Source organism: Streptomyces sp. NPDC088747 (assembly GCF_044751025.1).
Classification (GTDB): domain Bacteria; phylum Actinomycetota; class Actinomycetes; order Streptomycetales; family Streptomycetaceae; genus Streptomyces.
Map to the genome: position 1 here is coordinate 347,901 of NZ_JBIVKZ010000004.1, position 21,096 is coordinate 368,996.

Genomic DNA, 21,096 nt, shown 5'->3' on the forward strand with positions numbered 1-21,096 from the left:
GCCCGGAGTTCCTGTGGAGAGCCCGTCAGCCGGGCAGGTTGGGGAACAGTGAGGTGAAGGGCTCGGCCGACGCCGCGATCCCCCTGCTGTAGGGCGCGTCGAAGTCCCAGATGAGGAAGAGCAGGAAGGCGATCAGCGAGGAGAAGAGTCCGGCGAGGATCAGCTCACGTGCCGTTCTCCTGATCTGGAGCGCGAAGACCATTCCGATGGTGACCACTCCGCCGGTGATCAGACCGAACCACACCACGCCGGGCATGGTCGCCCCCGTCGAACCGGCACGGGCGTTCCGTGCCCCGTCGGCCACGGTGACCTGGTCGACGAGCGGCTGGTACGCCTGGGCCTCGAAGTCCGACGTCGGCTCGTAGTCGGTGACGTCCGCACGGATGCGGTCGAAGAGCCGGCCGCCCTTGTCGGTCACCCGGCCCTGGTTCGCCATGGTCTTCCACTCGGTGGTGACGACGTAATCGACGTAATTGTCGATGTCCCCGCGGATGCGGTCACGGACGTCGGGCGGGTAGACCCGGACCCGCTCCGAGATCTCGTGCAGCGCCTGGGCCTCCGTCTGTACATGGTCCTGGGCGACGCTCCGCGCCTCCCAGACACCGGCGATGGCGAGCCCGAGGACGATGGCGTAAACCACACCGATCATCATCGTCATGTACTCGATGACGTCCGGAGTCTCGGACGGATCCTCGTCCTCGCGTGCCGCGCGATGCCTTACGAGGGTCACGATGAGCACGACGACGCACGCGGCGGCCATCGCGAGGGCGAGAACAAGCCATTCCGACAAGGGTGCCTCCAGAGGTCAGCGCGGGCGCAGCGCCGCGACGGCGAGTACCGCGGGCGCGGTGATCAGCAGGGTGAGCGAGACCAGCGACGGGCCACTGCGCGGCGTGTGCCGTCGCGTCTGGGCGCGGTACGCCGGATAACTCACCGGGGACGGCGGCGGCTTGGGTCGCACGCTCGGAGCAGGTGTGGGTGTGGGTGTGGGCGTCGGGGTGGGCTTCGGTGTGGGCGTGGGTGCGGGGGGCGGCGGCGCCTGTACGGGCTCGGGTGGGGCCGGTCGTGGCGCCGGCGGTGGTGGTGGCGGCGGTGGTGGCGGAGGGGGCGGTGGCGGCGGTGGTTCGGGCGCCGGCGTGGGCGTCGGCGTAGGAGTGGGTTCGGGGGGAGGCGGCGGCTTGGGGGTGGGCTTGGGCGTCGGGGTGGGCTTCGGGCTCGGGCTGCAGTAGCCGTCGCCGGCGACCGCCACGGCGTCGGTGCCGTCCGGGCCGACGGAGGCGTACGCGCAGGAGTCGGCGACAGCCGGGCCCCCCGCGGGTCCGCCGAGGATCCAGGCCAGCGTCAGCAGCGCCAATGCCCGTATGACGAGGGCGGACCGGGTCCGCTTGGGTCCATGCACGACGGCGATCATCGGTTGTTCCGCGTCCTCGTAGGAGTCACTGGGGAGGGGTTAGCCCGAACGAAGGATGTCCGCGTCCGGGCGGTTTGACGTGTCGAGCGGTAAACGCCCGAGAAGGGGAACAGTTGCGCGATGTGTCGAGTGAACCCACCGCCGGGTCACAGGGTTCGTAAAGAAATTTGAGAGGCGGTTGAACATTCCCGCCTGTCCCGCCCGTACCTATGGCCATGCGCGGTGCCGCAGGGCGCCGCAACATCTATGCCAACAGCGGGAGTTACCAAATGAAGACCTCCTGGCGGAGCGCCTCGCTCGTAGCGACAGCTGCGGCCATGCTGGCGCTCACGACGGCGTGCGGTCAGGAACAGGGCACCCAGTCGACGGTGGGCCAGAACGTCGGCGCCACCGCGGCCGCGGGGGACTACGGGCTGTCCAGCCCCAGTGCCGCCGGGGTCGGTGCCCAGGCCGCGACCCAGGCGAAGTCCGCGGGCGCGCTCGCCGTTGCGAAGGACGCGAAGCTCGGCGAGGTCATCACCGACAGCGCCGGACTCACCCTGTACCGCTTCGACAAGGACACGGCGGAACCGCCGAAGACGACCTGTGAGGGCGACTGCGCCACCGCCTGGCCGCCGGTTCCGGCGGACGGCGCCACGGCGGCCACCGGTGTGGACGCGGCGCTCCTCGGCGAGGTCACCCGCCCGGACGGCACCAAGCAACTGACCGTCGGCGGCTGGCCGATGTACCGCTACGCCAAGGACAAGAAGGCCGGTGACACCCTCGGCCAGGCCGTGGGCGGCACCTGGTTCGCGTCCTCGCCCGAGGGCAAGAAGGCGACCCTTGCGGACCTGCCCGGCCTGTCGACCCGTAAGGACGCGAAGCTCGGCGAGATCGTCGTCGACAAGAACGGCCTGACGGTCTACCGCTTCACCAAGGACACCGCCTGGCCCGACTCGATCTCGGCCTGCACGGGTGCCTGCCTGGAGAAGTGGCCGGCGGTCGCGCCGGTCGAGGAGCCCGACGTCAAGGGCCTCGACATCGACTCGGACGGCCTCATGCCCTTCACCCGCTCCGACGGCATCAAGCAGATGGCACTGGACTGCTGGCCGATCTACACCTTCTCGGGCGACGAGGCCCCCGGAGACACCAACGGCCAGGGCGTGGGCGGCACTTGGTACGCCGTCTCACCCGAAGGAAAGCTGGTCGGCGCGCCGAAGCAGTAGATCACCTCCCCAGGGCTGATCGCCTCACCCCGACACCCTCGAAGTGTGGAAGGGAGTGGACACAGACAGGCTGGAGTGCCGGAAGAGAAGAACAGCGCGCGCGACCTCGGGTCCGCTCCCTCCGTACCGCACGGAGGGGGCGGGCCGCTTGGCGTCCCCGGGCGGGGGAATCCATGGCGACTCTTGGTGACTCCCGGAGCCTTTTTGGAATGCTTCGGAGCGATTTCACGGTTACGGCTGACGGCGTGTTCGAAGGCCGTTCACAGGGCGCCAATTCGGCACTTGCCGGAGGCAGTGACCGGGAACGGACGGTCAATTTCCGTTTTGGCTCGCTCCTTTGGCGGGCGATCAGTAGCCTCAGCTCGAACACCGGATCGCCTACGCCGTCGTCTACGCCTTGGAGAGATAGATGGAGCGTCCCGCCTGGGCCCCTCGAAGCATTGACATCTCGGTGCCGAGCGTCTCCCGCATCTACGACTACTACCTGGGCGGTTCGCACAACTTCGAGGTCGACCGGGAGGCGGCCCGCAAGGCGATGGAGTTCATGCCGGGACTTCCGAAGATCATGCAGGCGAACCGCGCGTTCATGCGCCGTGCGGTGCGCTTCGCGGCCGAGGAGGGCATCACCCAGTTCCTCGACATCGGTTCCGGCATCCCCACCTTCGGCAACGTCCACGAGATCGCGCAGGCGTCCAGACCCGGCGCGCACGTCGTGTACGTCGACAACGATCCGGTGGCCGTCGCGCACAGCCAGGCCGTCCTCGAGGGCAACGAGGACGCGGGTGTCCTGGCGGCCGATCTGCTCAAGCCCCGGGAGATCCTGGCGAGTTCCGAGGTTCAGCGACTGATCGACCTGAACCGACCGGTCGCCCTCCTCCTCGTTGCCATACTTCACTTCGTGGAGGACGCGGACGACCCGTACGAAGCTGTGGCCGAGCTGCGCGACGCGCTCGCGCCGGGCAGCCTGCTCGTCGTCACGCATGCCTCCTTCGAGGGAATCCCGCTGCCCCAGGAGCAGGCCGAGGGCACGGTCGACGTGTACAAGAACATCCGCAACCCACTGATCATGCGCTCGCGCGAGGACATCGCGCGGTTCTTCGAGGGGTACGAAATGGTGGAACCGGGACTGGTGCCGATGCCGAACTGGCGGCCGGACACGGCACCCGAGGACGAGGATCCGTTCTCCTTCTCCGGATTCGCCGGCGTGGGACGCACGGCGTGACCGCCGAGCCGGACGGGCCGGAGGACAGACTCCGCAGGTTCGCGACCATCTGGAGCCGGGCGGTCTTCCCCGTCACCTCCACGTCGCTGACCAGGCCCGAGTTCGAGATGCAACTGCTGCCGCTGGCACGCAGGTTGAGCCAGGCGCTGCTGGCCAGGACCTTCGAGGCCGCCGAGGGCCAGGCGGTCGGCGCGGCACTCGTCGACGCGCACTGCACCGACCCGGAGGCGCTGAGCCGCGCCCTCGACTGCGTCGACGCCTATCTGGTGCTCTACTGCGGTGAGGACGGGCCCCAGGAGGCGCTGCGGGCCCGCTCGGCGCGCCTGCAGCACGCCATGGCCGCCGGGTTCGCGCAGGCGCTGCGGGAGCGGACGCTGACCGAGCAGGAAGCCATCTCCCGGGCCGCGTTGAACGCCCGCAGTCTGGTGGCGGAGGCCCTGCACGCGAGCGAGGCCCGCTTCCGCGCGGTGTTCGAGGGCGCGGCCATAGGGATCGGCATCGCCGACCTCGACGGCAACATCCTCCAGGTCAACGGAGCGCTGCTGCGCATGTTCGGCGGCTCCGAGCAGTCGATGCGGGGCCGCCGGGTCCCGGAGTGGACGCACCCCGACGACGCTCCTCAAGTGTGGCCCCTGTACGAGGAGTTGGTACGCGGCGAGCGCGAGCACTACCACGTCGAGAAGGCCTTCTACCGCCCCGACGGCACCGCCCTGTGGACCAACCTGACGGTCTCCCTGCTGCGTGACGCGGACGGCGAGCCGCAATACCAGCTCGCGCTCATGGAGGACACCACCGAGCGCCGGCTGCTGAACCTGCGGCTGCGCTACGAGGCCACCCACGACGCGCTCACCGGACTGCCCAACCGGACCCTGTTCTTCGAGCGCCTCGAGAAGGCGCTGTCCGCGGGCGAGGGCCAGCGCTTCGGGCTCTGCTATCTCGACCTCGACGGCTTCAAGACCATCAACGACAGCCTCGGACACGCGGCCGGCGACCGGCTGCTCGTCGAGGTCGCCGACCGGCTCCAGTCCTGCGCGACGGCCTCCGGCGAGATGGTCGCCCGGCTCGGCGGAGACGAGTTCGTGGCCCTGACCACCGGTCCCGACACCGAGCGCGAGGTCGACGAACTCGCCGGACGCATCATGAACGCGCTGGTCACCCCGATCAGCATCGACGGACGCGATCTGACCGTGCGCGGCAGCATCGGCGTCGTGGAGGGGCCTGCCGGGGAGCGCGGCCCCGCCGAGGTGCTGCGCAGCGCGGACATCACGATGTACCGGGCCAAGTCCGCGGGCGGCAACCGGTTCGAGCTCGCCGACCCCGAGGCCGACGCCCGCGCCATCACCCGGCACGGGCTCACCACGGCGCTGCCCGCCGCGCTGGAGCGGGGCGAGTTCTTCATCGAGTACCAGCCCCTGGTGCACCTCGGTGACGGCGGCGTACGGGGCGCGGAGGCGCTGGTGCGCTGGCTGCACCCGCAGCACGGCGTGCTCGGCCCCGACCAGTTCATCCCGCTCGCCGAGCACACCGGGCTGATCGTGCCGCTCGGCCGCTGGGTCCTGGAGCAGTCGGTCCGGCAGGCCCGGCTCTGGCAGGAGCGGCAGACCGGTGCGGGTCCACTGCGCATCAACGTCAACCTGTCGCCGTGCCAGCTCACCCATCCCGGCCTCGTCCAGGACACGGTCGACATCCTGGAGCGGGCCGGGCTCGAACCGGACGCGCTGTGCCTGGAGGTCACGGAGTCCGCGCTGATCGGCGCGGACGACGACCTCCTCAAGCCGTTGCGGCGCCTCGCCGAGATGGGCGTGGACATCGCGCTCGACGACTTCGGCACGGGCTACTCCAACCTCGCCAACCTGCGCCGGCTCCCGGTCAGCGTGCTCAAGCTGGACCGCTCCTTCACCCAGAGCATGCAGCAGTTCCCCGCCGACCCGGTCGACCTGAAGATCGTCGAGGGCATCGTGACCCTCGCCCACAGCCTCGACCTCGCGGTCACGGTCGAGGGCGTGGAGACCGGCGCCCAGGCCGAGCAACTGCGGATACTGGGCTGCGACACGGCCCAGGGCTGGTACTACGCCCGCCCCGGCCCACCGGAGCGGCTGCACGAACTGGCCCTGGTCGACGCGATCAGCTGAGCCTTCCCACGCGGCGCGGTCTCCCGGAAGGGGGCCGTGCCGCGTGCTCGTGGGAGGGAGGCCGACCGGACCGTGCCGGACCTTGTCACCGCGGAGCCGGCAAGGGCATCGGACTCGCGATCGCCGAGACGCCGGCCGCAGCGGGGGCGACGGTGGTCGCCGGTTCCCATGGCACGACCCCGGAACCCGACGCGCTGGTCGACAAGGGGCACGTCAGCCGGGTGCCGGTCGACCGCGCCGAACCCGATGCCGCCGGGCGGCTGGTCGAGGCGGCGGGCGGGCCGATCGACATCCTGATCGACAACGTGGGTACGGCCCCCGCCCGTACCGGCGGCTTCCTGTCGGTGACCGACGAGGAGTGGCGGCGCACGGTCGATCTGAACCTGCTCGGGGCCGTACGGGTCACCCGTGCGGTTCTGCCGTCGATGCCGGCCGCCGAGCGCGGCTCCGTCGTGACGATCGGCTCGGTCGACGCGACTCTGCCCGACCCCTCGTCATCGACCACAGCGCGGGTAAGGCCGCCCTGGTGGCGTTCTCCAAGGCGTTCTCCAAGGCGTTGTCGAAGGAGGTCGGAGTCGAAGGAGGCCGGACCGAAGGGTGTCCGGGTCAACACCGTGAGCCCGGGCCCGGTGGAGACCGAGCTGTGGCTCGGCGGCGGGGGAGTGGTGGCATCGGTCTCGGCCGCCGCCGGGACCACCCCCGAAGACGTGGTCGCCCAGGCGTCCGGCGCGACCGTCACCGGACGTTTCTCCAAGCCGCCCGAGGTCGCCGACCTGGTTGTCCTTCTCGCCGGGGACCGTGCGAGCAACATCACGGGCAGCGACTTCGTCATCGACGGCGGCCTCATCCCCACCTGGTGAACGGGCCCGGCCCACCAGGCCGCGCGGCGCGCCCCGGGAGGACTCGCCCGCACACGCCGCGCCCGACGGCCGCCCCGCCGCTCAGCGCTCCAGCAGCATCCGCTGGAGCTCCCTGGCCGCCCGGGGCGGAGCCACGTCGCTGCGGTGGGCCAGCGCGATCGTCCGGTTGAGACCGGGCCGTGCCAGCGGGGTCACCCGCAGTCCGCGTCCGGAGCGGGTCGCGACCATGCGGGGTACGACGGCGACGCCGAGCCCCGCCCGGACGAAGCCGAGGACCGCGTCCATCTCACCGCCCTCGACGGCGAAGTCGGGCTCGAACCCCTCGGCGCGGCACGCCGCGACCGTCAGTTCGCGCAGGTCGTAGCCGTGCCGGAACATCACCAGACGTTCGCTCTCCAGGTCGGACACCCGTACGGTGCTGCGGCCCCACCCGGGCGCGGGCGCGGCCGGTGACGACACCACCACCAGGTCCTCGCGGAGCAGCTCCACCGTGGTCAGCGCCGGGGACGGGGTGGGCAGGGGCAGCACGACCAGGGCGAGGTCGAGGGCGCCGCGCGCCAGTTCCCGTACGAGATCGTGCGAGCCGCCCTCCTCGATCAGCAGCCGGATGCCCGGATAGCGGTCGTGGAAGGCGCGCAGCACGTCCGGGAGCAGGCCCGTGCACAGGCTCGGAGTCGCGCCGAGGCGGACCCGGCCACTGCGCAGCTGGGCCAGCTCCTGCACCTCGTGCCGGGCCGTGTCCGCGTCGGCGAGGATGCGGCGGGCCAGCGGGAGGAGCGCCTCCCCGGCGTCCGTCAGCGTGATGTTGCCGCGCGCCCGCAGGAAGAGATCCGCCCCCAGCTCGCGCTCCAGCGCCTTGATCTGCTGGGAGAGCGACGGCTGGGCGACATGGACGACTTCGGCGGCCCGGGTGAAGTGCCGGGTCTCGGCGACCGCCACGAAGTACTGGAGCTGTTGGAACTGCACACACCCACGATAGGCCATGCCTATGGAATCGAGCCGGACCATGTCTTGGACCGATCGGCCCCTCCGGCCCTAGCGTGCTGTGACATGGCTCTGGCAACGCGGACGGATCGAAAACCGTCCTTGACACGCACCGTGTGGGACTCGTCCGTCGGCAAGAAGACCGTGATGGCCGTCAGCGGCCTGATCATGCTGCTGTATCTGGTCGTCCATATGCTCGGCAACCTGAAGATCTTCTTCGGGCCGGGCGACTTCAACCACTACGCGCACTGGCTGCGGACCCTCGGCGAGCCCTTCCTGCACTACGAGTGGGCGCTGTGGATCATCCGCGTGGTGCTCGTCGCGGCCGTCGTCGCGCACGCCACCGCCGCCTACCAGCTGAGCCGCCGAGACATCAGGGCACGCCCCAGCAAGTACGTGCACAAGAAGGCGCGGGCCAGTTACGCCACCCGCACCATGCGCTGGGGCGGGATCATCCTCGGCCTGTTCATCGTCTGGCACATCCTGGACCTGACGACCGGCACCGTGCACCCGGACGGCTTCCAGGCCGGACACCCGTACCAGAACGTCATCGACACCTTCTCGACCTGGTACGGCGACACCGTCTACATCGTCGCGATGCTCGCCCTCGGCCTGCACATCCGGCACGGCTTCTGGAGCGCCGCACAGACGCTGGGCGCCGGCAGCCGGTCCCGCGACCGCGCCCTGAAGACCATCGCCAACGGGCTCGCCCTGGTGCTGACGGTGGGCTTCCTCTCCGTACCCGTCGGTGTCATGACCGGATTGGTGAGCTGACTATGACCTCCTACGCGGACTTCGCGACCGGTGAGCCGGTCGTCGACGACAAGGCGCCGAAAGGCCCGGTCAACGAGCGATGGGACACCCGCCGCTTCGAGGCGAAACTCGTCAACCCCGCCAACCGGCGCAAGCACACGGTGATCGTCGTCGGCACCGGCCTCGCGGGCGGCGCCGCGGGCGCCACGCTCGCCGAACAGGGCTACCACGTCGTCCAGTTCTGCTATCAGGACTCACCCCGCCGCGCCCACTCGATCGCCGCACAGGGCGGCATCAACGCGGCGAAGAACTACCGCAACGACGGCGACTCCGTCCACCGGCTGTTCTACGACACCGTCAAGGGCGGCGACTTCAGGGCGCGGGAGTCCAACGTCCACCGTCTCGCCCAGATCTCGGTCGAGATCATCGACCAGTGCGTCGCCCAGGGCGTGCCCTTCGCCCGCGAGTACGGCGGTCTGCTCGACACCCGCTCCTTCGGCGGCGTCCAGGTCTCCCGGACCTTCTACGCCCGCGGACAGACCGGCCAGCAGCTCCTGCTCGGCGCCTACCAGGCGCTGTCCCGGCAGATCGCCGCCGGCACCGTCGAGATGCACGCGCGGACCGAGATGCTCGACGTGATCGTCGTCGACGGCCGGGCACGCGGAATCGTCGCCCGCGACCTGATCACCGGAAAGATCGACACGTACTTCGCGGACGCCGTCGTACTGGCGAGCGGTGGCTACGGCAACGTCTTCTACCTGTCGACCAACGCCATGAACTCCAACGCGACCGCGATCTGGCGGGCCCACCGGCGCGGCGCCTACTTCGCCAACCCCTGCTTCACCCAGATCCACCCCACCTGCATCCCGCGCACCGGCGAACACCAGTCGAAGCTGACGCTGATGAGCGAGTCGCTGCGCAACGACGGCCGTATCTGGGTGCCGAAGGCCCAGGGCGACACCCGTCCCGCCAACGAGATCCCCGAGGACGAGCGCGACTACTACCTGGAGCGCGTCTACCCGGCCTTCGGCAACCTCGTGCCCCGCGACATCGCCTCCCGCGCCGCCAAGAACGTCTGCGACGAGGGCCGCGGTGTCGGACCCGGCGGCCAGGGCGTCTACCTCGACTTCGCCGACGCCATCAGGCGGATGGGCAAGGCGAAGGTCGAGGAGAAGTACGGCAACCTCTTCGACATGTACGCCCGGATCACCGCCGAGGACCCGTACACCGTGCCCATGCGGATCTACCCCGCCGTGCACTACACGATGGGCGGACTGTGGGTCGACTACGACCTCCAGACCACGATCCCGGGCCTGTTCGCGATCGGCGAGGCCAACTTCTCCGACCACGGCGCGAACCGGCTGGGCGCCTCGGCCCTGATGCAGGGCCTCGCCGACGGCTACTTCGTGCTGCCGTCGACCATCAACGACTACCTCGCCCGCCATCCCCACCACGAGCCGGTCACCGACGAACACCCCGACGTCCAGGAGGTGCTGGCCGAGACCGAGGACCGGCTGCGCCTGCTCCTCGCCGTCGACGGCGACCGCACCCCCGACTCCTTCCACCGCGAACTCGGCGAACTCATGTGGGAGTTCTGCGGCATGGCCCGCACCGAGACCGGGCTGCGCAAGGCACTTGAGCGCATCCCGCAGATCCGCGAGGAGTTCTGGCGGCGCATCAAGGTGCCCGGAAGCGGCGAGGAGTTCAACCAGTCGCTGGAGAAGGCGAACCGGATCGTCGACTACCTGGAGCTCGCCGAGCTCATGTGCCTCGACGCCCTGAACCGCTCCGAATCCTGCGGCGGCCACTTCCGCGAGGAGTCCCAGACCCCGGACGGCGAGGCGGCCCGCCGGGACGAGGAGTTCTCCTACGCCGCCGCCTGGGAGTTCACCGCCACCGGCGACGCCCCCGTCCTGCACAAGGAAGACCTGGTCTTCGAGTACGTCCACCCCACTCAGCGGAGCTACGCATGAAGCTCACCCTGCGCGTCTGGCGGCAGCGCGACGCCGACGCCGACGGAGCGATGTCCACCTACGAGGTGGACGGCATCTCGGCCGACATGTCCTTCCTGGAGATGCTCGACACCCTCAACGAGGAACTCATCCTCAAGGGCGAGGACCCCGTCGCCTTCGACCACGACTGCCGCGAGGGCATCTGCGGCGCCTGCTCACTCGTCATCAACGGCGACGCGCACGGCCCCGAGCGCACCACCTCCTGCCAGCTGCACATGCGGTCCTTCCGGGACGGCGACACCATCGACGTGGAACCGTGGCGCGCCTCGGCGTTCCCGGTAGTGAAGGACCTGGTCGTCGACCGGTCCGCCTTCGACCGGATCATCCAGGCCGGCGGCTACATCACCGCCCCGACCGGTGCCGCGCCCGAGGCCCACGCGACGCCCGTTCCCAAGCCGGACGCCGACTTCGCCTTCGAGCACGCCGAGTGCATCGGCTGCGGCGCCTGCGTCGCGGCCTGCCCCAACGGCGCCGCCATGCTGTTCACCTCAGCGAAGATCAACCACCTCAACGTGCTGCCGCAGGGCGCGCCCGAGCGCGAGACCCGTGTCCTCGACATGGTCGCCACGATGGACGACGAGGGCTTCGGAGGCTGCACCCTCGCCGGGGAGTGCGCGACCGCCTGCCCCAAGGGCATCCCGCTGGTCTCCATCACCAGCATGAACAAGGAGTGGCTGCGCGCGACCCGCAAGGCGGGCAAGCGGTAGCCGTAGGACGTTCGCCGACAACGTGCGGACGGGCGGGACCGGGGGTGGTGCTCAGCCCCGGTCCCGTCTCGCACGTGCGGAGGGAACGATTCCGTACGGGCACTCCCACCGGCCGTCTCCTGGCATTCAGCATCCTCACATCCTGGCTCTCGGCACAGGTCACGCGCAGGCCAACCGGCGTCGGAAGAACAGGAGCGCGCAGACCGAACAGTTCGGGCCTGCCACCGCTCCGCCGAACCGGCCCGTGACCAGGAGAGTGCCATGACCGGCGTTTCCACCCTCGACAGCCCCCCACTGTCGACCGCCCCCACCCGCTACACCGTCACGCTCGCCCGAGACGAGGACGACGTCCGCGCCGTGCAGCGACTGCGTCACGACGTGTTCGCCGGAGAGATGGGCGCCCTGCTGAACACCCCGCAGCCGGGTCTCGACGTCGACGCCTTCGACGCGTACTGCGATCACCTCATGGTCCGTGACACGGTGACCGGCCAGGTCGTCGGCACCTACCGGCTGCTGCCGCCCGAGCGGGCCGCCGTCGCCGGACGGCTGTACTCGGAGAACGAGTTCGACCTCGGCCCGCTGGCCGGCATCCGCTCCGGGCTCGTCGAGGTCGGCCGCTCCTGCGTGCACCCCGACCACCGCGACGGCGCCGTCATCGGACTGATCTGGGCCGGGATAGCCCGCTACATGGTCGAGGGCGGCCACGAGTGGCTGGCGGGCTGCTGCTCCATCCCGCTCGCCGACGGCGGCGCGCTCGCCGCGGGCACCTGGGACCGGGTCCAGGCCAAGTACCTGGCCCCTGAGGAGTACCGCGTACGGCCGCTGCTGCCCTGGAGCGCGGAGGGCGTCGCCCGGCCCGCGCGCACCGAACTGCCCCCGCTGCTCCGCGGCTACCTGCGGCTCGGTGCCTGGGTGTGCGCGGAACCCGCGCACGACCCCGACTTCGGCGTCGCCGACCTGTACGTGCTGCTGTCGATGCGCAAGGTCAACCCGCGCTATCTGCGGCACTTCCTCTCGCTCGTACCGGCCTGATGAGCGCCGCCCGTACCGGCGTCATGAGCGCCACCCGCAACGGCGTCATAGGCGCCACTCGCAACGGCGTCATCCGCGCGACCCGCGTGGGCGTGATCCTGCGCCCCCGCCGGGACCCGACGGTACTCGCCGACCCCGCTCTCGCCACGGCGGCGTTCCCGGCCGCCCCCACGAAGGTGCCCGCGCCGCGCCGCGCCGGTGTACGGCCGGTCGCGTTCCGGCCCGTCCCGGCGCCCTCCAGCGCCTGGCTGCCCAGCGCCCCGTGCACCCCGCGCTTCTGCGTGGACTCCACGGGGTCGCGGGCGGGCGTGCCGCGGGCCGCGCTGCGACTGGCCACCCTGCTGTCCGTGCTCACCTTCGGGATCGTGCTGATCCCGGTCGTCGGCCGGATCGCGGCGGCACCCCGCGACCGGCTGATCAGGTTCTGGTGCAGGACGATGGTGCGGGCCGCGGGCGTGCGCCTGCGGGTCACCGGCGCCACCCCTCCCGCGGGCGGTCTGCTGGTGGTCGCCAACCACATCTCCTGGATGGACATCCCGCTGATCGCGGCGGTCCGTCCCGGGCGGATGATCGCCAAGGCCGAGATCCGGCAGTGGCCCGTGGTCGGCGCGCTCACTGCCAGCAGCGGCGCGCTCTTCATCGAGCGCGACCGGCTGCGCGCGCTGCCGCGGACGGTCGAGCGGATCGCGGACACCCTCCGCGTCGGGTCCACGATGGTGGTGTTCCCCGAGGGCAGCACCTGGTGCGGCCGGGCACAGGGCCACTTCCGGCGGGCCGTCTTCCAGGCGGCGCTCGACGCCGGTGTACCGGTCCAGCCGGTGCGCATCCACTACCGGCTGGACGGCGGACCCGACAGCACCGCGCCCGCCTTCGTCGGCAGCGACTCCCTGCTCACCTCGGTGTGGCGGGTCGTCTCGGCGCGCGCCCTGGTCGCGGAACTCGACCTGCGCCCCGTCCTCGCCCCCGAGGACCACGCCGACCGCCGCGAGCTGGCCCGCGCCGCGCAGGGAGGGCTGCGGTCACCGGGCCCGCACGCGCACCCCTACGGCGTCTGAGGGAGGGCGCGGGCGAGATAGGGAGCGGTCGTGCTCCCCTCCGCCCGTGCCACCTCAACAGGCGTCCCCGCCGCGACGATCCGGCCGCCCGCGTTCCCGCCGCCCGGACCCAGATCGATCACCCAGTCCGCGCCGGCGACCACCGCCATGTCGTGCTCGACGACCACGACGGTGTGCCCGGCGTCGACCAGACCGTGCAACTGACGCAGCAGCACCTCGATGTCGGCCGGGTGGAGCCCCGCCGTCGGTTCGTCGAGGAGATAGAGCGTGTGAGCGCGGCGCACCCGCTGCAACTCGCTCGCCAGTTTGATCCGTTGGGCCTCCCCGCCCGACAACTCGGTCGCGGGCTGGCCCAGTCGCAGATAACCGAGCCCGACGTCGAGCAGGGTCCGAAGGCTGCGCGCGACCGCCGGAGTGTCCGCGAAGAACTCCGCCGTGGCTTCCACGGTCAGGTCGAGCACCTGCCCGATGTTCCTTCCGCGGTACGTCACTTCGAGCGTCTCGGGGTTGTAGCGCGCTCCGCCGCAGTCGGGACAGGGAGCGTACGTGCTCGGCAGGAACAGCAGCTCGACACTGACGAAGCCCTCACCCTGACAGGTCTCACAGCGACCGCCCACGACGTTGAAGGAGAAGCGCCCCACCCCGTACCCGCGCTCCTTCGCCTCGTCCGTGCCGGCGAACACCCTGCGCACGGTGTCGAAGAGGCCCGTGTACGTCGCCAGGTTCGAGCGCGGGGTACGGCCGATGGGCTTCTGGTCGACGCGGACGAGACGTCCGACGCCCGGCAGGTCCTCCGTCACCTCGCCGATGAGCGTGGACTTGCCCGAGCCGGACACACCGGTGACCGCGGTGAAGGCGCCGAGCGGGAACTCGGCCGTGACCCCGTGCAGGTTGTGCCGGGTGACCGGGCCGACCTTCAACCGGCCGTGCGGGCGGCGTACTTCGCGTACCGGCGCGGGGGAGCGGTCGAAGAGGAAACGGGCCGTCGCCGACTCCTCCACCGCCGCCAGCGCCGCCACCGGGCCGCTGTGCAGCACCCGTCCGCCGTGCTCGCCCGCGAGGGGGCCCACGTCGACGATCCAGTCCGCGCGCCGAACGACGTCGAGGTGGTGCTCCACGACGAACACCGAGTTGCCGGCCGCCTTCAGCCGGTCCAGGACCGTGAGCAGGGCCTCGGTGTCCGCGGGGTGCAGTCCGGCGGACGGCTCGTCCAGGACGTACACCACACCGAAGAGTCCGGACCGCAACTGGGTGGCCAGCCGCAGGCGTTGCAGCTCGCCGGCGGAGAGGGTGGGGGTGGCGCGGTCGAGACTCAGGTAGCCGAGACCGAGTTCGGCGACGGGCGCGATGCGGGCTCTGAGGTCGTCGGTGAGGACGCGGGCGGCCTCCGAGTCGGCGGTCAGCGACCCGGCCAGTTCGGACAGCGGCAGCGCGGCCAGTTCGGCGATCGTCCGCCCCGCGAACGTCACCGCGAGGGCCTCCGGACGCAGCCGGGTGCCCCCGCACACCGGGCAGGGCGCGCTGACGAGGTGGCGCTCGGCCCTGGCCCGCAGGGTCTGGCTCTTCGAATCCGCGAACGTCTTCATGACGTAGCGCCGGGCACTCATGTACGTGCCCTGGTAAGGGCGTTGGATCCGTCCCGCGTCCCGCACCGGATGCACGGTGACCACCGGCCGTTCGTCCGTGAACAGGATCCACTCGCGCTCCTCGGCGGGCAGCTCGCGCCACGGCCGGTCCACGTCGTGGCCCAGCGCGTCCAGGACGTCGCGCAGGTTCTTGCCCTGCCAGGCGCCCGGCCAGGCCTCGATCGCGCCCTCGCGGATCGACAGCGCCGGATCGGGGACGAGAGACTCCTCGGTCGTGGTGTGGAGCCGGCCGAGACCGTGGCACTCGGGGCAGGCCCCGACCGCGGTGTTCGGCGAGAAGGAGTCCGAGTCCAGGCGCTCGGCGCCCTCGGGATAGTCGCCCGCGCGGGAGAAGAGCATCCGCAGGGAGTTGGACAGGTTGGTGACCGTACCGACCGAGGAGCGCGACGTGGGCGACGCGCGGCGCTGCTGGAGCGAGACCGCGGGCGGCAGCCCGGTGATGTCCCCGACCTTCGGCGCGCCGACCTGGTGGATCAGACGTCGGGCGTACGGGGCGACCGACTCGAAGTAGCGGCGCTGGGCCTCCGCGTAGATCGTCCCGAAGGCGAGCGAGGACTTCCCGGAACCGGAGACGCCGGTGAACACCGCCAGGACGTCGCGCGGAATGTCGACGTCCACCCCCTGAAGGTTGTGCTCACGGGCGCCGCGTACGCGGACGTAGGAGTCGTGCGGGCCGTCGGGACCGGACATCGGCGGAACTCCTGAGGGTGTCGGGGCAAACCCCACGATTCTAGGCCGCCGCGAGTCCCGCCACCCGGGCGAGCCTCCGGAAGGAGTCGAGGAGGGCGTCCCGGTCGTACGTACTGGTCGTGACCAGCACCTCCTGCGCGCCGGTCTCCTTGATCACCGTCTCCAGTTCGTGAGCGACCTGTTCCTCCGTGCCCGCGATCTGCCCCGTCAGCCCGGACTCGTAGATGTCCCGCTCCTTGCCGCTCATCGCCAGGCCCTCGACCCGCTCGGCGGACGGCAGCGGCGGGAAAGTGCCGTGGGTGCGGGAGTACGCCATCGACCAGGCCTCCGGGAGCAGCAGGCGGCGCGCCTGCGCCGGAGTCGCCGCGACCGCGACCGTCCCGGAGATCACGACGTACGGCTCCCGGGCCCAGACGGAGGGCCGGAACGTCTCGCGGTAGTGATCGATCCCGCGCCGCATCCGGTCGCGGTTCCTGAGGTCGCCGATGACCATGGGCAGGCCGGCCCGCGCCGCGATGGTGGCGCCCTCGCCCATCGCGAGCAGGAACGGCGGCACGGTCAGACCCTCGGAGGGGCGCGCGTGGACGCCGGTCGGCGACGTGCCGCGGAACCAGTCGAGGAGTTCGGCGAGCTGCGCCGCGAAGTCGTCGGTGTCGGCCGCGTCCTTGTCCCGGCCGAGGGCCCTGCGGACACCGTCGGTGAACCCGACGGAACGGCCAAGGCCCATGTCGATGCGGCCGGGGAACAGGGACTCCAGGACACCGAACTGCTCGGCCACGACCAGGGGTTGGTGGTTCGGCAGCATCACACCGCCGGTGCCGACCCGGATCGTGCGGGTGGCGGCGGCGACCGCGGCGGCCAGTACGGTCGGCGCGGAGCCCGCGACCCCCGGCACGCCGTGGTGTTCCGAGACCCAGATCCGGTGATAGCCGAGCCCTTCGAGGTCCTGGGCCAGTCGCACGGTGTCCCGCAGGGCCTCGGGCGCGTCGTGGCCCTCGCGGGTGCGGGAGCGGTCGAGCACGGAGAAGCGGACGGCTTCAGGGCGCGGCCCCGGTGCGGTGGGGTACTGCTGCGGGCTCGGCATGGCTGCTCCGGCGGAGATCGGTCGCTGTCGTCGTCATGGACGTCAACCACGGATCTCCGCCTGGGCTTCCCGTCCCGCCGGTGTCACACCTGGGGCTCGGCCGCCAGGAGCTGGGTCGACGCCAGTTCGCGGTAGAGGTCGTCGTCGTCCACGAGGGTGTGGTGGGTGCCGGTCGCGCGGACGTCACCGTGCTCAAGGACCACGATCTGGTCGGCCCCGGTCACCGTGGAGAGCCGGTGCGCGATCAGGAGGACGGTGCACCGGCCTGCGGTGCGGCGGACCAGTTCGCTCAGCGCCTGCTCGTTGCGGGCGTCGAGCTGGGCGGTCGCCTCGTCGAGCAGCAGCACCTGGGGGCGGCGCAGCAGGGCGCGGGCGATGGCCAGGCGCTGGCGCTCGCCGCCGGAGAGGGTGACGCCGCGGGGGCCCACCGCCGTGTCCAGGCCCATCGGCAGGCGGGCGACCAGTGCGTCCAGACGGGTGACGGCCAGGGCCTCGTCCAGTTCCCCCGAGGTGGCGGCGGGGGCGGCGTAGAGCAGGTTCTCCCGCAGGGTGCCGGACATCACCGGGGAGTCCTGCTCGACGTACGCGATCCGGCGCCGCACCTCGCCGCGGGTCAGGGCGGAGATGTCCTGGCCGCCGATCCTGATGCTGCCCGCGGTCGGCTCGTAGAAGCGCTGAAGCAGGGAGAAGAGGGTGGTCTTGCCCGCGCCGGACAGGCCGACGAGCGCGGTCTGGGTGCCGCCGGGGACGGTGAAGCTCACGCCGCGCAGGGCCGGGGCGCGGCCCGGGTAGGTGAACTCGACCCCGCTCAGCTCGATGTCCGGCGGTGGGCCGGGGGCGGGGGCGGCGGGGGAGTCGATGTCGTCCTCGACCGGGAGTCCGGCCGCCTCCTGGATCCGGCCCACCGCGCCGAGACCCTGCTGGAGCTGGGCGGCGCCGCCGACCAGCTGGGAGACCGGGATCGCCAGGAAGAACACGTACAGCAGGAAGGCGATCAGCTCGGAGACCGCCATGGTGCCGTTCGCGACGAAGGCGCCGCCGACGCCGAGGACCACGAGGAACGCGGTCTGGATGGAGGCGCCGCCGACCATGGCGACGACGGCGCCGTAGCGGGCGCCGACCAGTCCGGCCGCGTACGCCTCGTCGACCGCCTCCTCGGCGGCGCGGGTCTCGCGGCCCTCGGCGCCGTTGGCCTTGACCGTGCGGGCCGCGCCGAGGGTGCGGTCCAGGACGGCGCCGACCGCGCCGACGGAGGTCTGCGAGCGGGCCACCGCGGCCCTGATCCGGGGCAGGACCGTCGTGATCACGACGCCGACCAGGGCCAGCACGAGGAAGGTGACGCCCAGCAGGCGTACGTCCAGTGTCGCCATCATGACCAGGGTCCCGGCGAAGGTCAGCACGCCGTTGACGGTCATGATGAGGCCCTCGGTGGCCGCGCTCTTGAGGAGCGTGCTGTCGGAGGTGACACGGGCGATGAGGTCACCGGGCGCCCGTCGGTCGAGTTCGGAGACCCGCAGCCGGATCAGCCTGTGCACCAGGCCGCTCCTGACCTGCCGGACCACCCGCTCCGAAGTCCGTTGCTGGAGCCAGGCGTTGATCCCCGTCAGCAGGGCGCCGGCCACCAGGAACCCGGCGAGCAGCCCGACCTGCGCGGCCACCCCGGCCCCCTCGTCGAGCCGGTCCAGGATCTCCTGCGCGAACTTCGGCTGCACCAGGCCCGACGCACTCGCCAGCAGCGTCAGCCCGAGAGAGAGCAGCAACACCCGCCAGTGCGGGCGGGCATACCCGATCAACGCGGCCAACGTACCGACGGGCACGCCCGGTTGGGCGGCGGGCGCTCCGGGCGAGGGGAGCGGGCGGCCTGTGGCTGCGCCGGGTGGGGCGTCCTGCGGGGCAGGGCAGGTGCTGGGCGGCGCCCCGGGGTGATCGGTTTGCGGTCCCGGGCCGGTGGCGGCCTGGGGTGAGGACTCGGCAAGGGCGGTGGTCGGGTCGCCTGTCGTGTCCTCCGCGCGGGTGCTGGTCGCGTCGCTTGCTGTGCCGGCCGTTCGGACGGCTGTGGTGTCGTTCGTCGTGGCATCCGTGTGAGCGGTGATGGTGGCGCTTGCTCTGTCGTCCGCGCGGGAGATGGTCCCGTCGCCTGTCGTGCCGCATGTGCGGACGGTGGTGGCGTCGGTCGGCGTGTCGCCCGGCCGGGCGGCAGAGGTGGCGTTCGGCGCGTGATCTGCTCGGGTGGTGGACGCGGTGTCCGCGGGACGGGCGGCGGGCGCGTTCTCGGCCGGGCCCGGGTGGGCGACGGACGGGTTGTTCTCGGTCATGTGCCTCGTGCTCCGGTCGTGGCCGGTACGGCCGGCAGTGATTCGAGCCGGGTGGCGGCGGCCGCGCTGCCGCCCGCCGCCCGGAAGGACTCCCCGATCGCCGCAGCCGCCTCGCGGTGACCGCCACAGGGATCGAGCACGGCCTCGACCGCGGCGCCGATCCGCGCCGCGTCGGCCCGTCCGAACCGCAGCCGCACACCGGCGCCCGCGTCGACGACCTGGCCCGCCACGATCGGCTGGTCGTCGCGGATGGGGGCGACGACCAGCGGGACGCCGTGCCACAGCGCCTCGCAGACGGTGTTGTGGCCGGCGTGGCAGACGACCGCGTCGAGCCGTTCCAGCAGCGCGAGTTGGGGCACGTGCGGGCGCAGCAGGATGGTGTCGGCGACCGGACCCTCCACGACCCCGCCGGGATCGACGAGCACGGCGCGCACCCGGTCCGCCCTCTCGGTGAGCGCCTCCACGGCCGTGTTGAGGAACCGGGCACCCGCGTCGGTGTTCGCCGTGCCCAGGCTGACCAGCACGGTGGGCAGCGCGGAGGCGTCCAGCCAGTCCCAGGGGAAGTCGTCGGGCCGCGCCGGGCGGGCGGCCACCGACGGGCCCACCAGCCAGACCCGGTCGGGGAGTTGGACCGGTCCGAGCAGTGCGCGCGTGGTGAACGCGAGTACGCCGTGCGGCGAGAAGCGGGGGTCCGCTCCGCCCGCCCCGCCCGCGATCCGTCCGCGCAGTCCCGCGAGCAGGCCGTCCAGCCACGCGGCGACCTTGGGCAGCCCGGCCAGCGGATCGACCAGCTCGGCGGACGTGGTGGCCGAGGTCACCCAGGTCAGCCCGAGCGACTCGGCGACCAGCGCACCCGCCACCGCCTGCTGGTCGCTGACGACGACATCGGGACCGTACGCCTCGATCGCGGCCCGCACCCCGGGCGCCATCGCGTCCGCGAGCGGGATCAGGAAGCTCTCCCAGAGGAACTGGAAGGCGGCGGGACCCTTCAGCTCGGGGGGCCGGGCCGGCACGCCCGAGGGCACCTCGCAGGGGAAGACGACGGCGTCGGCTCCCGCGAGGCTCCGCACCAGCTCGGGATGGCCCGCCCAGGCGATGTCGTGACCCCGCGCGGCCAGCGTCGCCGCGGTGCCCACCGCCGGGTTGACGTGCCCGACCAGCGGCGGCACCACGAACAGGAACCTGCCCATCTAGCGGGCCTCCCGCAGCGCGCGCGTCTCCTGGCGGAACAGCCAGTCGCGCACCAGGGCGTACGTCTCCTTGGTGGCCTCCACCATCACGGAGTGCCCCCTGTCGGGCAGCACGACGGCACGGCAGTCCTCCAGGGCCGCCTCCATCGCGCCGGCCTGCGCGGCGAGCACCGACGCGCCGCCGTACAGGGCGAAGACGGGGCACCGGATCGCCGACAGGTCCTCGTCGATGAGACGGCTCCGCGGGATCTCCTGCGCGACGGTGGTCTCGTCGAGCATCTTCCCGGCGGCCCGGAACGGCCGGGCGTTGCGCTCGCCCGGGTTCTCCCGCAGCCACTCGGTGACCTGCTCGACCACCGAACTGCCCTGCACCAGACCCTCGTACATGCTCCGCGCCCAGGGCCTGGCCGGCGGTTCCGCCTCGATGGCGACGACGCTGGCGACCCGGTCGGGGTGGGCGGCGGCCATGGCGTAGGCGACGGCGCCGCCGAAGGAGTTGCCGACGAGGTGGACCGGACGGTCGACGGCGAGCGCGTCCAGCAGTTCGTCCAGGTCGGTGACGAAGTCCTCCATGAGGTAACCGGTGGGCGGCCGGGACGTCTTGCCGTGGCCGCGCAGGTCGTACATCACGACGTCCATGCCCTCTTCGGCGAGGTGCGGGGCGAGGCTGAAGTAGTAGCTGGCCAGGCTGTCGATGAGCAGGCCGTGAATGAGGACGACGACGGGACGCGGCGCGTCACTGGTGCGGCCGAGCCGCTGGACGTGCACGTCGAGGCCGTTCACCCGGATCGTGGGCAT

The 21,096-nt window shown here is 71.7% G+C and carries 17 protein-coding genes; 9 read left to right on the forward strand and 8 right to left on the reverse strand.

Features of this window, described 5'->3' with window-relative positions:
* Positions 1-25: 25 nt before the first annotated feature.
* Together ACIP79_RS12330 and ACIP79_RS12335 are read right to left on the reverse strand one after the other, a co-directional pair.
* Positions 26-790 (reverse strand): hypothetical protein, encoded by a 765-nt coding sequence (locus tag ACIP79_RS12330; RefSeq protein ID WP_401222403.1) that lies wholly within the window; start codon positions 788-790, stop codon positions 26-28.
* Positions 791-805: 15 nt separating this feature from the next.
* On the reverse strand, positions 806-1,399 hold the full coding sequence (locus ACIP79_RS12335) for a hypothetical protein (RefSeq protein WP_401222405.1): 594 nt from the start codon (positions 1,397-1,399) through the stop codon (positions 806-808).
* Positions 1,400-1,680: 281 nt separating this feature from the next.
* Between ACIP79_RS12335 and ACIP79_RS12340 the strand changes: the two genes are divergently transcribed.
* The 4 genes from ACIP79_RS12340 to ACIP79_RS12355 all read left to right on the forward strand — a co-directional run bounded on the left by ACIP79_RS12340 (position 1,681) and on the right by ACIP79_RS12355 (position 6,830).
* Positions 1,681-2,616 carry an SCO0930 family lipoprotein gene (locus ACIP79_RS12340; protein WP_383685416.1) on the forward strand — a complete coding sequence of 312 codons (936 nt, stop codon included), beginning with the start codon at positions 1,681-1,683 and terminating at the stop codon, positions 2,614-2,616.
* Positions 2,617-3,025: 409 nt separating this feature from the next.
* The gene (locus ACIP79_RS12345) at positions 3,026-3,838 is read left to right on the forward strand and encodes an SAM-dependent methyltransferase (RefSeq protein WP_401222407.1); all 813 of its coding nucleotides are present in this window, start codon (positions 3,026-3,028) and stop codon (positions 3,836-3,838) included.
* Complete coding sequence (locus ACIP79_RS12350; protein WP_401222409.1) at positions 3,835-5,970, forward strand: putative bifunctional diguanylate cyclase/phosphodiesterase; 2,136 nt, start codon at positions 3,835-3,837, stop codon at positions 5,968-5,970. The genes ACIP79_RS12345 and ACIP79_RS12350 overlap by 4 nt, the downstream gene beginning before the upstream one ends.
* Positions 5,967-6,830, forward strand: a complete 864-nt coding sequence (locus ACIP79_RS12355; protein WP_401222729.1) for an SDR family oxidoreductase — start codon at positions 5,967-5,969, stop codon at positions 6,828-6,830. The genes ACIP79_RS12350 and ACIP79_RS12355 overlap by 4 nt, the downstream gene beginning before the upstream one ends.
* An 81-nt stretch (positions 6,831-6,911) precedes the next feature.
* On the opposite strand, the gene ACIP79_RS12360 is transcribed toward ACIP79_RS12355, so the two are convergent.
* On the reverse strand, positions 6,912-7,796 hold the full coding sequence (locus tag ACIP79_RS12360; RefSeq protein ID WP_401222410.1) for a LysR family transcriptional regulator: 885 nt from the start codon (positions 7,794-7,796) through the stop codon (positions 6,912-6,914).
* Positions 7,797-7,916: 120 nt separating this feature from the next.
* Between ACIP79_RS12360 and ACIP79_RS12365 the strand changes: the two genes are divergently transcribed.
* The 5 genes from ACIP79_RS12365 (at position 7,917) to ACIP79_RS12385 (ending at position 13,373) form a co-directional block, all read left to right on the forward strand.
* Positions 7,917-8,588: a succinate dehydrogenase gene (locus tag ACIP79_RS12365; RefSeq protein WP_401222412.1), complete on the forward strand. Its 672-nt coding sequence runs from the start codon at positions 7,917-7,919 to the stop codon at positions 8,586-8,588.
* A gap of 2 nt (positions 8,589-8,590) precedes the next feature.
* Positions 8,591-10,540: a fumarate reductase/succinate dehydrogenase flavoprotein subunit gene (locus ACIP79_RS12370; protein WP_401222414.1), complete on the forward strand. Its 1,950-nt coding sequence runs from the start codon at positions 8,591-8,593 to the stop codon at positions 10,538-10,540.
* Positions 10,537-11,286, forward strand: a complete 750-nt coding sequence (locus ACIP79_RS12375; RefSeq protein WP_401222415.1) for a succinate dehydrogenase/fumarate reductase iron-sulfur subunit — start codon at positions 10,537-10,539, stop codon at positions 11,284-11,286. The genes ACIP79_RS12370 and ACIP79_RS12375 overlap by 4 nt, the downstream gene beginning before the upstream one ends.
* A gap of 261 nt (positions 11,287-11,547) precedes the next feature.
* Positions 11,548-12,318, forward strand: a complete 771-nt coding sequence (locus ACIP79_RS12380) for a GNAT family N-acetyltransferase (protein ID WP_383685428.1) — start codon at positions 11,548-11,550, stop codon at positions 12,316-12,318.
* A gap of 248 nt (positions 12,319-12,566) precedes the next feature.
* Positions 12,567-13,373 (forward strand): lysophospholipid acyltransferase family protein, encoded by an 807-nt coding sequence (locus ACIP79_RS12385; protein WP_401222731.1) that lies wholly within the window; start codon positions 12,567-12,569, stop codon positions 13,371-13,373.
* Here ACIP79_RS12385 and ACIP79_RS12390 read toward each other — a convergent pair.
* From ACIP79_RS12390 to ACIP79_RS12410, 5 genes are all read right to left on the reverse strand, one after another.
* On the reverse strand, positions 13,361-15,709 hold the full coding sequence (locus ACIP79_RS12390) for an ATP-binding cassette domain-containing protein (RefSeq protein WP_401222417.1): 2,349 nt from the start codon (positions 15,707-15,709) through the stop codon (positions 13,361-13,363). The two genes, ACIP79_RS12385 and ACIP79_RS12390, sit on opposite strands and share 13 nt — an antisense overlap.
* A 40-nt stretch (positions 15,710-15,749) precedes the next feature.
* Entirely contained in the window at positions 15,750-16,793 is a 1,044-nt protein-coding gene (locus tag ACIP79_RS12395; protein WP_401222419.1) for an LLM class flavin-dependent oxidoreductase, read from the reverse strand.
* Between the two features lie 83 nt (positions 16,794-16,876).
* Positions 16,877-19,108 (reverse strand): ABC transporter transmembrane domain-containing protein, encoded by a 2,232-nt coding sequence (locus ACIP79_RS12400; protein ID WP_401222421.1) that lies wholly within the window; start codon positions 19,106-19,108, stop codon positions 16,877-16,879.
* Entirely contained in the window at positions 19,105-20,298 is a 1,194-nt protein-coding gene (locus ACIP79_RS12405) for a glycosyltransferase (RefSeq protein WP_401222423.1), read from the reverse strand. Before ACIP79_RS12405 ends, ACIP79_RS12400 begins: the two co-directional genes overlap by 4 nt.
* Entirely contained in the window at positions 20,299-21,096 is a 798-nt protein-coding gene (locus ACIP79_RS12410) for an alpha/beta fold hydrolase (protein ID WP_401222425.1), read from the reverse strand.

Excerpts from the sequence above, each read along its gene's own strand:
- ACIP79_RS12340 (WP_383685416.1), top strand. The coding sequence starts at position 1,681 with ATGAAGACCTCCTGGCGGAGCGCCTCGCTCGTAGCGACAGCTGCGGCC.
- ACIP79_RS12405 (WP_401222423.1), bottom strand. The coding sequence starts at position 20,298 with ATGGGCAGGTTCCTGTTCGTGGTGCCGCCGCTGGTCGGGCACGTCAAC.
- ACIP79_RS12375 (WP_401222415.1), top strand. The coding sequence starts at position 10,537 with ATGAAGCTCACCCTGCGCGTCTGGCGGCAGCGCGACGCCGACGCCGAC.
- ACIP79_RS12390 (WP_401222417.1), bottom strand. The coding sequence starts at position 15,709 with ATGTCCGGTCCCGACGGCCCGCACGACTCCTACGTCCGCGTACGCGGC.
- ACIP79_RS12380 (WP_383685428.1), top strand. The coding sequence starts at position 11,548 with ATGACCGGCGTTTCCACCCTCGACAGCCCCCCACTGTCGACCGCCCCC.
- ACIP79_RS12395 (WP_401222419.1), bottom strand. The coding sequence starts at position 16,793 with ATGCCGAGCCCGCAGCAGTACCCCACCGCACCGGGGCCGCGCCCTGAA.
- ACIP79_RS12370 (WP_401222414.1), top strand. The coding sequence starts at position 8,591 with ATGACCTCCTACGCGGACTTCGCGACCGGTGAGCCGGTCGTCGACGAC.
- ACIP79_RS12400 (WP_401222421.1), bottom strand. The coding sequence starts at position 19,108 with ATGACCGAGAACAACCCGTCCGTCGCCCACCCGGGCCCGGCCGAGAAC.
- ACIP79_RS12345 (WP_401222407.1), top strand. The coding sequence starts at position 3,026 with ATGGAGCGTCCCGCCTGGGCCCCTCGAAGCATTGACATCTCGGTGCCG.
- ACIP79_RS12410 (WP_401222425.1), bottom strand. The coding sequence starts at position 21,096 with ATGCCCACGATCCGGGTGAACGGCCTCGACGTGCACGTCCAGCGGCTC.